9 protein-coding genes and 1 riboswitch are annotated in these 13376 nt (G+C 58.3%); of the genes, 5 read left to right on the plus strand and 4 right to left on the minus strand.

Annotated features, from left to right (window positions below):
- Positions 1–261: 261 nt before the first annotated feature.
- From panS to C1N60_RS18435, 3 genes are all read right to left on the minus strand, one after another.
- Entirely contained in the window at positions 262–1185 is a 924-nt protein-coding gene (panS, locus tag C1N60_RS18425) for a ketopantoate/pantoate/pantothenate transporter PanS (protein WP_021508027.1), read from the minus strand.
- A gap of 262 nt (positions 1186–1447) precedes the next feature.
- On the minus strand, positions 1448–2803 hold the full coding sequence (gene lysC / locus C1N60_RS18430; protein WP_021508028.1) for a lysine-sensitive aspartokinase 3: 1356 nt from the start codon (positions 2801–2803) through the stop codon (positions 1448–1450).
- 110 nt (positions 2804–2913) lie between these two features.
- Positions 2914–3108: riboswitch (Lysine riboswitch) on the minus strand.
- 36 nt (positions 3109–3144) lie between these two features.
- Positions 3145–3390, minus strand: coding sequence for a hypothetical protein (locus C1N60_RS18435; RefSeq protein ID WP_127833552.1), 246 nt, complete (start codon positions 3388–3390; stop codon positions 3145–3147).
- A gap of 99 nt (positions 3391–3489) precedes the next feature.
- On the opposite strand from C1N60_RS18435, the gene pgi reads away from it, so the two are divergent.
- The 5 genes from pgi to C1N60_RS18460 all read left to right on the plus strand — a co-directional run bounded on the left by pgi (position 3490) and on the right by C1N60_RS18460 (position 9575).
- A complete protein-coding gene (pgi, locus tag C1N60_RS18440) occupies positions 3490–5136 on the plus strand; it encodes a glucose-6-phosphate isomerase (RefSeq protein WP_021508030.1) in 1647 nt (548 codons plus the stop codon).
- Between the two features lie 640 nt (positions 5137–5776).
- A complete protein-coding gene (yjbE, locus tag C1N60_RS18445; protein ID WP_021508031.1) occupies positions 5777–6025 on the plus strand; it encodes an exopolysaccharide production protein YjbE in 249 nt (82 codons plus the stop codon).
- A 78-nt stretch (positions 6026–6103) separates the two neighbouring features.
- Positions 6104–6751, plus strand: coding sequence for a YjbF family lipoprotein (locus C1N60_RS18450; RefSeq protein WP_394521172.1), 648 nt, complete (start codon positions 6104–6106; stop codon positions 6749–6751).
- Positions 6748–7485, plus strand: coding sequence for a capsule biosynthesis GfcC family protein (locus C1N60_RS18455; RefSeq protein ID WP_394521173.1), 738 nt, complete (start codon positions 6748–6750; stop codon positions 7483–7485). The genes C1N60_RS18450 and C1N60_RS18455 overlap by 4 nt, the downstream gene beginning before the upstream one ends.
- Positions 7485–9575 carry a YjbH domain-containing protein gene (locus C1N60_RS18460; protein WP_394521174.1) on the plus strand — a complete coding sequence of 697 codons (2091 nt, stop codon included), beginning with the start codon at positions 7485–7487 and terminating at the stop codon, positions 9573–9575. The genes C1N60_RS18455 and C1N60_RS18460 overlap by 1 nt, the downstream gene beginning before the upstream one ends.
- Before the next feature lie 134 nt (positions 9576–9709).
- Here the strand turns inward: C1N60_RS18460 and metH are convergent, their stop codons facing one another.
- On the minus strand, positions 9710–13345 hold the full coding sequence (metH, locus tag C1N60_RS18465; protein ID WP_394521766.1) for a methionine synthase: 3636 nt from the start codon (positions 13343–13345) through the stop codon (positions 9710–9712).
- Between the last annotated feature and the right edge of the window lie 31 nt (positions 13346–13376).

The following is a 13376-nucleotide window of genomic DNA, read 5'->3' on the forward strand; positions in this document are numbered from 1 at the left end:
TACGGTCGCCATGAATGGCGCCCCTTATATCCCGATCATTCTCCTCCGGGTATGATGATCCCCGACTGATCATCGGGAAGTTGCTGGTGAGATGGGGGCGCCCCCTACAAAGTTATCGCACGTTTTGCAGAGGGCGCATTTATTGCCCCTCTGCAAGGTTATCGCGTGTTTTTTGTAGGGTGCGCATTTATGCGCACCGGCATCAACAGGACGATGGTGCGTAACCGATCGCCATTGATGACCACCGGTACGCATGCCCCGTTATTTCTGCTTCTTCTCAATCGTTTTACCCGACCAGTAACCCGCCAGCAGCGAACCGGAGAGGTTGTGCCACACCGAGAACAGTGCGCCGGGCAGTGCGGCCAGCGGTGAGAAGTACAGTTTGCCCAGCGTGGCCGCCAGTCCGGAATTCTGCATACCGACTTCCAGCGCCAGCGTGCGGCAGGTGGATTCGTCAAAGCCAAACAGCTTGCCACCCCAGTAGCCGCCGAGCAGCCCAATGGCGTTGTGCAGGATTACCGCCGCGATCACCATCAGCCCTACCGAGCCGATAAAGCCCTGGCTACCGGCGACCACCGCGCTAATGATCAGCAGAATACACACCATCGAAAACGCCGGCAGATACGGCTCAACGCGGCGCACCACGCTGTTCATGGAGTGGTGAATAATCAGGCCAAGCCCAATCGGGATCACCACGATTTTGACGATGCTGAGCAGCATGCCCACCACATCAACCTGAATGTGGGTATCTACGTAGAAGCGCGTCAGCAGCGGCGTCGCGAACACACCCACCAGCGCCGAAACCGACGAGATGGTCACCGACAGCGCCACGTCGCCCTTCGCCAGATAAATCATCACGTTCGAGGCTGTCCCGCTGGCCACGCTGCCGACCAGAATCATCCCGGCGGCCAGATCCGGTGGCATCTGGAACAGTTTCGCCAGCGCCCAGGCAGCCAGCGGCATTACCAGATAGTGCAGGAACGTGCCGGCAATCACCGGCGCCGGACGCACCAGCACGCGTTTAAAATCGTCAATGTTGAGCGTCACGCCCATGCCGAACATGATCAGCATCAGCAGGTAGGTTACCCACGGCCCGATGCCGAGGAAGGTGGACGGCGAATAATAGGCTGCAACGGACAGCAGTACGGCCCAGAGCGGAAACAGGCGGGTGAGTTTGGCGAGCATGAAGAAATGTCCTTAGCGTTTTACTTAATTGGTTTTTTGCCACAGATGAAAAGGCGCGCGGGGAACGACCGCAGCGACCTGCGCCGGATCATAACATTTCATTATCATAAGCGTGGCCGACGACAGAAAATGCCTATCGGCTGCTAAAGATCGCCGGGCAGACACGGGCATTCCGCTGGCATTTGTCCGAAATAGCGTCAGGCTGAACGGCAGAGATAAAAAAAGCCGGACATTGTCCGGCTTCGGGTGACTTACGCGTCAATTAAGATTCGAACAGATTCTTATGCAGCGCGCGCACCACCTCTTCCGCGTCCGGCGTTGGCACCAGGAAGCACAGGTTGTAGCTGCTTGCGCCGTAGCAAATCATGCGCAGGTTAAACGGCTCCAGCGCGCCGAACACCTCTTTGCCGACGCCGCAGGCTTTTGACAGGTTGTTGCCGATGATCGCCACCAGCGCCAGATTCTCTTCCACTTCTACCCGGCACAGGGAAGAGAGCTCGGTCAGCAGCGCCTGGGTCAGCAGACTGTCGGCGGTGCTGGTTGAACCGGTGGTATCCAGCGTCAGCGCCACGCTCACTTCCGAGGTGGTAACCAGATCAACCGAAATACTGTGGCGCGCCAGGATAGCAAACACTTCCGCCAAAAAGCCGTGCGCGTGCAGCATGTTCAGGCTGTGCAGCGTCAGCAGCGTCTGTTTGCGCCGCAGTGCCAGCGCGCGGAACAGCGGCGGATTTTTAGTCTCGTTGCAGACGCGCGTGCCGCCCGCCGCCGGATCTTTGCTGGAGCCGACAAACACCGGAATATCACTGCGCACCGCCGGCAGCAGCGTCGCCGGATGCAGCACTTTCGCGCCGAAGATTGCCATCTCCGCCGCTTCTTCAAAGGTGATCTCTTCGATGCGTTTCGCCTGCGGCACCACACGCGGGTCAGTGGTGTAGATGCCCGCCACGTCGGTCCAGATATCCACACGCGTCGCCTGCAGCGCTTCGCCGAGCAGCGCAGCGGTGTAATCGCTGCCGCCACGGCCCAGCGTGGTGGTGCGGCCTTTGCCTTCGCTGCCAATGAAGCCCTGCGTGATCACCAGCGCTTCTGCGGTGCGCGGCTGCAGCTGAGCCGCTGCCAGCGTTTTCAGCTCGGCCACATCCGGCTCGGCGCGGCCGAAACGGTCGCTGGTGCGCATCACTTTGCGTACGTCAAACCACTCGGCATTCACCTGGCGCTCGCGCAGAATCTCCACAAACAGCAGGCTCGACATCAGTTCGCCGTGGCTCACCAGCTCATCGGTCAGCGCGGTCGAACGGGCTAAGGCCGCCGCTTCCGCCAGCATGATGATGTTCTCCAGCATGCGATCAATCTCCTGACGGATGACGTCCGGCGACTGCAGGCGATCGATGATGGCGTATTGAATGGTGCGGATTTGATCCAGCAGATAAGCGCGCTGCTCGAGTTCCTGGCCTTCAGCCAGCGAAACCAGCAGGTTAGTCACGCCCGCCGAGGCAGAGAGCACCACCAGACGGGTATTGGCATCAGACAGCACGACGTCCGCGCTGCGGTTCATGGCATCGAAATCGGCAACGCTGGTGCCGCCAAATTTTGCCACGATCAACGATTGAGACATGTAACAAAACCTCGTGTCAGGTTATCTCCTCCCATTCGCGGAAGAGAAGATCGGGTAACAGCCTTGGCACAAGAGAAGAGCAGAATTGGACAGACAAGATCAGGAGATGAGTCACCAAAAGCACTTCACCTTGCGAAACGTCCGACTGCGGACGCTTCTGGTGACAACCCAGAGGATTCAGCCCCTGCAGCCGACAGCACAACACTCCGCGTGTTGCACCACCTCGGCGTCGCACCCCCTGATGTGTTCTCGCTGGATACGGATCCTCAAACACACTGCCTGGGCGACGCGCCTCTTCTGGCTTGCACCCGGAGGTGCAAGTCGCGCGCACAAAATACTGATTAATTGTTCCGCTGTCCAGCCTTGCGGCGCCGGGAAAATTCATTTTTACACTTATGCAGCGCATTGCTAAACAAACCCTGAAGCCGCCAGCCGCCTAAAGTAGTCAGCGGTGCGAAAAAACCGGTGTTTTGCTGATGCCGCGCAGAGTAATGCGCGGCGAACCGGCCGACAATCGCCGCCGGATTTACCTGAAACGCTGCGGCTGGCGTCACAAATTTTTTCCTTTCAGTTGCAACTGTGGTCATACTGAAACGCGTGCAAGCCGTAACAAATGCTCAGCATGCCGGGCCAGACAGGATGCGCCCGGATGGAATGACGGTTCTTATATCAACAAGAGTGTTGCCATGAAAAATATCAATCCGACACAAACCGCAGCCTGGAAAGCGCTGCAGCAGCATTTTGATCAGATGAAATCGGTAGAGATTGCCGACCTGTTTGCGCAGGATGCCGATCGTTTTGCGAAATTCTCTGCCACCTTTGATGATCAGATGCTGGTGGATTTCTCAAAAAACCGCATCACCCAGGAAACCCTCGACAAACTCCAGGCGCTGGCGAAAGAGACCGATCTGGCGGGCGCCATCAAATCCATGTTCTCCGGTGAGAAGATTAACCGCACCGAAGATCGCGCCGTGCTGCACGTGGCCCTGCGCAACCGCAGCAATACGCCGATCCTCGTGGATGGCAAAGATGTAATGCCGGAAGTGAACGCGGTGCTGGCGAAGATGAAAGCCTTCTCAGAGCGCATCATCAGCGGCGAGTGGAAAGGCTACACCGGCAAGCCGATTACTGACGTGGTGAACATCGGTATCGGCGGTTCAGACCTCGGCCCATTCATGGTGACCGAAGCGCTGCGTCCGTATAAAAACCACCTCAACATGCACTTTGTTTCCAACGTTGATGGCACGCACATTGCCGAAACGCTGAAACCGCTTAGCCCGGAAACCACGCTGTTCCTCGTGGCGTCAAAAACCTTTACCACGCAGGAAACCATGACCAACGCCCACAGCGCGCGCGACTGGTTCCTGAACACCGCCGGCGATCAGCAGCACGTGGCGAAGCACTTTGCCGCGCTCTCGACCAATGCGAAAGCGGTCGGCGAATTTGGTATCGACACCGCCAACATGTTCGAGTTCTGGGACTGGGTCGGCGGCCGCTACTCACTGTGGTCCGCAATTGGCCTGTCGATCATCCTGTCCATCGGCTTCGAAAACTTCGAACAGCTGCTGAGCGGCGCGCACGCCATGGACCAGCACTTCGCGAACACGCCAGCGGAGCAAAACCTGCCGGTGCTGCTGGCGCTGATCGGTATCTGGTACAACAACTTCTTCGGTGCCGAAACCGAAGCGATTCTGCCGTACGACCAGTACATGCACCGTTTTGCCGCTTACTTCCAGCAGGGCAACATGGAGTCCAACGGTAAGTACGTCGACCGCGACGGCAACCCGGTGGATTACCAGACCGGTCCGATCATCTGGGGTGAACCCGGCACCAACGGGCAGCACGCGTTTTATCAGCTGATCCATCAGGGCACCAAGCTGATTCCATGCGACTTCATTGCGCCGGCGCAGACCCACAACGCGCTGGCCGATCACCACCAGAAGCTGCTGTCCAACTTCTTTGCTCAGACCGAAGCGCTGGCGTTTGGTAAAGCCCGCGAGGTGGTAGAGAAAGAGTTTACCGATGCCGGTAAATCGGCGGAGTCCGTCGCGCATATCGTGCCGTTCAAGGTGTTTGAAGGTAACCGCCCGACCAACTCGATTCTGCTGCGTGAAATTACTCCGTTCAGCCTCGGCGCGCTGATTGCGCTGTACGAGCACAAGATCTTCACTCAGGGCGCGATTCTCAACATCTTTACCTTCGATCAGTGGGGCGTTGAGCTGGGCAAACAGCTGGCTAACCGCATTTTGCCGGAGCTGGAAAACGATGCGCAGATTAACAGCCACGATAGCTCCACCAATGGCTTAATTAATCGCTATAAATCCTGGCGTTAATTTCACCCCCAGGCTCATCAGGCGGCAGCACATGCCGCCTTTTTTTGTTCCGATCAACTGCCCCGCAGCAAATAAGCGGATTTTGCTGCCACGCTGCGGTTAGATAATTCTTAAAATGCCCTAAGGAAAATCGGAAGATGCCATCATACGTGGTGGGCTTATCTGGTAAAAAATGGATCTGATTTGTCCACCTCACCCACCTAAGCAACTGATTAAATTTACCTTTCTATTTTAACCCTTTCAGGAAAATCTGATTATTCCTATTCCGTGCCATTTTTTAATGCAAAAGTGAAAAATGCTGCTGTGCTATAACGTCCTGCGCAAATATTCCAGCCAGCGAAAAAAGCGCAATTAAAAAAAGCAGCTAACGCCAATTCGCCTTATTTATCACCAGAAATGTCCTGCTTAATCCCCCTCTTTTTCTGGCGCTGAACTCTGGTAATTTGTTGCCCTATACTGAACGCGCCTTCAAGGCTGCCCTGAATACTTCCCCGCTGTCGCCCGGCGGCCCGGGAAACATTATTGCGCGCTGACCACGGTTAGCCAGCTGCATGCGGCCCAGCGGCCATCGGACGGCAGCGTACGGTATGACGGGTAATATCCTTCATTCACGTTTTATCAAGATGCAGGAAACGTTGTTATGAAAAAACTGATGGTTGCCGGTGCAGCCTTACTTTACGTTGCCGTTTCTTCCGCTGCGATTGCCGCACCGGAAGAAGCCGGTGCTGCAGCAGGCGCGCAGGCGGGAGCAATCTCGACCGGTGCGACCACCGCTGTGGGTATCGGCGCACTCGGTGCGTTAGTGGGTCTCGGCGTTGCCGCTGCTGGCGGTGGCGACGGTGCAAATACCGGTACAACAACCACTACCACAACGAGCACCACTCGTTGATGTAGCACCTTTAAACATAACCACACAGTCGTGTGGTTATTTTTTGTTTTTTTGCCTCTATTGAGACAGGGATACACAGTGCGCCGACTCTCTTTGCTGCTTCTTTGCCTGTTGCTGCAGGCTTGCACACAAACGCAAAAAGGCCTCGAACAGACCGTAATGCTCGCCATCAGCGGTCCGGACGATATCACCGTCAGCGATGAACAAATCGCTACTCTGCCCTATGCCAGCCTGTATGCGCGCGTCGACAACGGTCCGCGCATCTTTGTGGTGCTGGGCTACCTGGAAAACGGCCAGCAGAAATGGGTAACCCAGGATAAAGCCATGCTGGTGATGCAGCATGGCCGCCTGGTGAAAACCCTCGGTCTGCGCGACAACCTGCAGGCCGTCAGCAACCTGGCGCAGGATCCGCTGGCCGATGCGCTGCGGCTGCAAAATGGCGCGCAGTGGACGCGCGTCGTGCAGTGGCGCGAGCAGGGCAACGTGCGCGCCGCCACCGCCCACTCCACCTTTCAGCGCGGCGACGATGAAGTGCTGAACCTCGCCGGCGAGCGGGTGCCCTGCCGCGTCTGGCATGAAACGGTAGAGATGGAAAGCCCCGGCGTCAGCTGGCAGAACACCTTCTGGATCGATAACCGCGACGGTACGGTGCTGCAGGCGCAGCAGATGCTGGCAGCTGACCAGTTCCCGATTGCAACCACTCTTCTGAAGCCGGCGAAATCATGAAAAAAATCAATTCTTTGCTGGCGGCATTCGCCCTCACGGCGGCCAGCCACGCGCTGGCGGATAGCCAGGTGACGGTACACCCTGCGCACGATCAGCGCAGTTTCCAGATCGATCATGCCAGCACGCTGAGCGAACTGGTAACGAACCCGGCGCTGCACAGCTGGTGGCCGGGCACGGTGATTGCCGAACGCGGTGCGACCACCATGGCGCAGCAGCAGCACGCTCAGCTACTGGCGGATCTGCGCGCCTGGCAGGCCGACAGCGGTACTTCACTGGCCGCAACCATCGGCAGCGTAATCCAGCAGCTCAGCGCACTGCAGGTTACCGGGCGCCAGTTTACTTCGCTCGATCCCGACTGGGTGCGGCTGCGTCCGGAAGCCAACCGTAAACTGCAGGGCAGCTACGACCTGTACATCGTGGCAGCGCCGACGCAGGTACGGGTGATGGGCGCACTCAGCCATCCCGGCAGTGAGAGCTGGCAACCAGGACGCACGGTGCGTGACTACCTCGCGCCGCATGCGCGTTTATCGGGTGCCGAACGCAGCGTGGCCACGGTGATTGCGCCGTCAGGTGAGACGCAACAGGTGCCGATCGCTTACTGGAATCAGCGGCATGTTGAAGTTGAGCCTGGCAGCACCATCTGGCTGGGCTTTTCCACATGGAGCCTGCCCTGGGGCCAGCCTGATTTGAATGCGCGCATGCTTTCCGTTCTGACTCACCGGATGCCAGACTGATGAAAAAACAATTACTCCTCAGCCTGTTGGCTGCTTCTGTCGCCGCCGCATGCCAGGTGCAGGCGGAAACCTGGCCGGAACCGGTCGGTCCTTCACAATCTGATTTTGGCGGCGTGGGCCTGATGCAAACGCCGACCGCGCGCATGGCAAAAGAGGGCGAATTTAGCCTGAACTTCCGCGATAACGATCAATATCGTTACTATTCTGCGTCATTGCAGCTGTTCCCGTGGCTGGAAACCACGGTGCGCTATACCGACGTACGCACCCGCCGCTACAGTGCGGTGGAAGGCTTCAGCGGCAACCAGAGCTATAAAGACAAAGCCTTCGACCTGAAGCTGCGCCTGTGGCAGGAGAGCTTCTGGCTGCCGGAAGTGGCGGTCGGTTCGCGCGATTTGGGCGGTACCGGCCTGTTCGACAGTGAATATCTGGTGGCGAGTAAAGCCTGGGGACCGTTTGATTTCAGTCTCGGGCTGGGCTGGGGCTATCTCGGCAACAGCGGCACCATCAAAAACCCGTTCTGCTCCTACAGCGATAGCTTCTGCAGCCGCACCGGCGGCGGTTCGGCGGGTTCCATTAACGGCTCGCAGATGTTCCACGGTCCGGCGGCACTGTTTGGTGGCATCGAATACCAGACGCCGTGGCAGCCGCTGCGTCTCAAGCTGGAGTATGAAGGCAACGATTATCAGGACGATTTTGCCGGCAGGCTGGAGCAGCGCAGTAAGGTCAACGTTGGCGCAATCTATCGCCTTACCGACTGGGCGGATATCAACGCCAGCTACGAGCGCGGCAATACCTTTATGTTTGGCGTGACCGTGCGCACCAACTTTAATTCGTTACACCAGTCGCACCTTGATAGCGCAAAACCGGCTTATCAGCCACAGCCGCAGGGCGATCTGCTGCAGCCGACGGTGGTCGCTAATCAGCTTACCGATCTGAAATACAATGCCGGACTGGATGGTCCGCGCATCCAGACCAAAGGCCGCACGCTATACGTTTCCGGTGAGCAGACCAAATATCGCGACACGCGCGAAGGCGTTGACCGCGCTAACCGCATCATCATGAACAATCTGCCGGCTGGCATTGATACGATTGAAGTCACCGAGTCGCGCTTTAACATGCCGCAGGTCACCACCCGCACCGATGTGGCCAGCCTGAATAACGAACTGCGCGGCTATCCGCTCGGCCACGAGCAGCCGCTGCAGCAGACGCGTGAAGAACCGATCAATCCGGGCACCACCGAACAGGGCTATTTCATCCGTAAGGATCGCCTCAACTACAGCCTGTCGCCGGTGCTGAACCAGTCGGTCGGCGGCCCGGAAAGCTTCTACATGTATCAGCTCGGCGTAATGGGCAATGTCGATTACTGGCTGACCGATCACTGGCTGATTGGCGGCAGCCTGTTTGGCAACATCGCCAACAACTATGACAAGTTCAACTACAACGGCGCGCCAGCCGACTCGACGCTGCCGCGCGTGCGCACCCACATTCGCGACTACGTGGAGAACAACGTTTACGTGAATGATCTGCAGGCCAACTACATGCGCTATCTCGGCAATGGCTTTTACGGCCAGGTGTACGGTGGCTATCTGGAAACCATGTACGGCGGCGTGGGCGGCGAGCTGTTGTATCGCCCGGTGGACAGCAACTGGGCTTTCGGTCTCGATGCGAACTACGTGAAGCAGCGTGACTGGGACAACATGATGCAGTTCACCGATTACAAGGCGCCGACCGGGCACCTTACCGCTTACTGGCGTCCGTGGTTCATGCAGGATGTGCTGGTGAAAGCCAGCGTCGGTGAATATCTGGCGAAGGACAAAGGGGTCACGCTGGATGTGTCGAAGCGCTTTGACAGCGGCGTGATGGTCGGCTTCTACGCCACCAAAACCAACGTGTCAGCCGAAGCGTATGGCGAAGGGGATTTCACCAAAGGTTTCTATATTTCGATTCCGATGGATCTGTTTACCGTCACGCCAACCCGTGGCCGTGCGCAGGTGAACTGGGTGCCGCTGACGCGTGACGGCGGTCAGATGCTGGGCCGCAAATACCAGCTGTACGATCTGACCGCCGATCGCGATGCGCGTTTTAATTAAATTGCAGCGCGGGGTTAAACCCGCGCCATTTAACGGTGCGCATTAATGCGCACCCTACGTGAACCATGTAGGGTCGCCATTGATGGCGACCGCCTGCCAGCATTTCATTGCGCGCGCTCTGCGCCGGCAATTCATCAATCCGCGTCGTAGCCTAAATTCGGTGCCAGCCAGCGTTCTACATCGCTGACGCTCATGCCTTTACGCGCCGCGTAATCTTCCACCTGGTCGCGCTGAATCTGCGCCACGGCGAAATATTTACTCTCCGGATGACTAAAATACCAGCCGGACACCGCGGCACCGGGCCACATGGCAAAGGATTCGGTCAGCTTCATGCCGGTGTGATGTTCCACATCCAGCAGCTGCCAGATTTGTGCCTTCTCGGTGTGTTCCGGACAGGCCGGATAGCCCGGCGCCGGACGAATGCCCTGGTAATTTTCGCGAATCAGCTCGTCGTTGCTGAGATTTTCATGGGCGGCATAGCCCCAGATCACCTTACGCACGCGCTCATGCAGGTATTCGGCAAACGCCTCCGCCAGGCGATCCGCCACCGCTTTCACCATGATTTTGTTGTAATCATCGTGCTGCTGGTCGAACGCCGCCGCCAGCGCATCCTCCTCCAGCCCGCCGGTGACGGCAAACGCGCCGAGATAATCCGCTTTACCACTGGATTTCGGTGCCACGAAGTCCGCCAGACAGTAGTTGGCGAAGTCGGTTTTTTCCGTTTGCTGACGTAAATGATGGCTGACGCACAGCACCTCGCGCCGGGTCTCGTCACGGTAGATTTCAATGTCGTCGCCAACCCGGTTCGCCGGGAAAATACCGACCACGCCGCGCGGCCTGAGCGTACCCTGCGCGCTGAGGTTATCCAGCATCGCATTGGCATCGGCAAACAGCCGCGTGGCTTCTTCGCCCACCACCTCATCTTCCAGGATGCGCGGATATTTGCCGGCCAGCGACCAGGTCATAAAAAACGGCGTCCAGTCAATGTAGTTGCGCAGCGTATCGATACTGGCCTCCACTACGCTGACGCCGGTACGATGCGCCACCGGTGGCGTGTAACGTTGCCAGTCAATGACGTAATGATTATCGCGCGCGGCCTGCAGCGTGACCGGCGGCGTGCGCGGCTTTTTACGCGCGTGCTGAATCCGCACGGTTTCGTACTCCTTACGCGTGCGCGCCACAAACGCCTCTTTCAGCGTGGGCGACAGCAGCGAAGAGACCACGCCGACGGTGCGCGAGGCGTTCTGCACATAGACCGTCGGGCCGCTGTAATTCTGCTCAATCTTCACCGCCGTGTGCGCTTTCGAGGTGGTGGCCCCGCCAATCAGCAGCGGCAGCGTAAAGCCCTGGCGCTCCATCTCTTTCGCCACGTTCACCATCTCGTCGAGCGACGGGGTAATCAGGCCGGAAAGTCCGATGATGTCGGCGTTTTCCTCACGCGCGGTTTTCAGGATTTTGTCGCCCGGCACCATCACGCCCAGGTCGATGATTTCGTAGTTGTTACACTGCAGCACCACGCCAACAATGTTTTTGCCGATGTCGTGCACGTCGCCTTTTACCGTCGCCAGCACGATTTTACCGTTGCTGCGGCCCGCCTCTTTGCTCGCCTGGATAAAGGGTTCGAGGTAGGCCACCGCCTGCTTCATCACGCGCGCCGATTTCACCACCTGCGGCAGGAACATTTTGCCCTCGCCAAACAGATCGCCGACCACATTCATGCCGGACATCAGCGGCCCTTCAATGACCTCAATCGGCCGTGCCGCCGCCTGGCGCGCCTCTTCGGTATCCTGCTCGATAAACTCCGTGATGCCTTTCACCAGCGAATATTCCAGCCGCTTCACCACGTCCCAGCTGCGCCATTCGGCCTGCTGCTTGTCCTGCTCGCCGTCACCCTTGCTGCCGCGATATTTTTCCGCCAGCGCCAGGAGCCGCTCGGTACCATCGTCGCGCCGGTTGAGGATCACGTCCTCAACCGCATCGCGCAACTCCGCCGGCAGATCGTCATAAATCGCCAGCTGACCGGCGTTGACGATGCCCATGTCCATGCCGTTGCGGATGGCGTAGTAGAGGAACACCGCGTGAATCGCCTCACGCACCGGTTCGTTACCGCGGAACGAGAACGACACGTTGGAGACGCCGCCGGAGATCATCGCATGCGGCAGTTCGCGTTTGATGTCTTCACAGGCACCGATAAAATCCATCGCGTAGTTGTTGTGCTCTTCGATGCCGGTAGCCACGGCAAAGATATTGGGGTCGAAAATAATGTCTTCCGGCGGGAAACCAACCTCTTCAGTGAGGATGTGGTAGGCGCGGCGGCAGATCTCAATTTTGCGCGCGCGGGTGTCCGCCTGGCCCACTTCGTCGAACGCCATCACCACCACGGCCGCACCGTAGCGCCGCACTTTGCGCGCGTGCGCAATAAACGGCCCGACGCCCTCTTTCATCGAGATGGAGTTGACGATGCCTTTGCCCTGAATACACTGCAGGCCTTTTTCGATCACCTCCCATTTCGAGGAGTCGATCATGATCGGCACACGCGCAATATCCGGCTCACCGGCAATCAGGTTGAGAAAGCGCACCATGGCCGCTTCCGCGTCCAGCATGCCTTCATCCATATTGATATCAATAATCTGCGCGCCGTTTTCCACCTGCTGGCGCGCCACGTCCAGCGCTTCGTTGTACTTCTCTTCTTTAATCAGGCGTTTAAATTTGGCCGAGCCGGTCACGTTAGTGCGCTCACCCACGTTGACGAACAGTGAATCGGCCTGAATATTGAGCGGTTCGAGGCCAGACAAACGGCAGGCGACGGCTATTTCCGGTAGCGGCCGCGGTGGCACGCCCTCGACCGCTGCCGCCATCGCCGCAATGTGCTGCGGCGTGGTGCCACAGCAGCCACCGATAATGTTGAGGAAACCGGCGCGCGCCCACTCGCCAATCTGCGCCGCCATCGTCGCCGCATCAAGGTCATATTCGCCGAAGGCATTTGGCAGACCGGCGTTGGGGTGGGCGCTGACATAGCCTTCGGCAATGCGCGACAGCTCCTGCACATACTGGCGCAGTTCGTCCGGACCAAGCGCGCAGTTGAGGCCGAACGACAGCGGCTCCGCGTGGCGCAGTGAGTTGTAGAATCCTTCCGTGGTCTGGCCGGAGAGCGTGCGGCCTGACGCATCAGTAATGGTGCCGGAGATCATCAGCGGCAGCGTCACGCCCATCGCTTCCATCTCGCTCTGTACCGCATAGATCGCCGCTTTGGCATTCAGAGTATCGAACACCGTTTCGATCATGATGATGTCAGCACCGCCGCTAATCAGCGCATGGGTCGATTCGCGGTAGGCGTCCACCAGCTGATTGAAGGTGATGTTACGAAACGCGGGATCGTTGACGTCAGGCGAGATCGAGCAGGTGCGGTTGGTCGGGCCGAGCACGCCAGCAACGTAGCGCGGGCGGTCGGGCGTTTTTGCCGTCCACGCGTCGGCGCAGGCGCGCGCCAGTTTCGCCGCTTCGAAGTTGATCTCCGCCGACAGCGCGGCCATTTCATAGTCGGCCATGGCAATCGGGGTGGCGTTGAAGGTGTTGGTTTCGAGAATATCCGCGCCAGCCGCCAGGTAAGCATCGTGGATTTCGCGAATGACGTCCGGCTTACTCAGCACCAGCAGGTCATTATTGCCTTTCACATCGCACGACCAGTCAGCGAAGCGGCTGCCGCGAAAATCCTGCTCATCCAGTTTGTAACTCTGGATCATGGTGCCCATGCCACCGTCCAGAATCATGATGCGTTGTGCCAGCTGCTGCTGTAGCGTT

The sequence above is a fragment of the Pantoea sp. SGAir0184 genome, assembly GCF_043544755.1.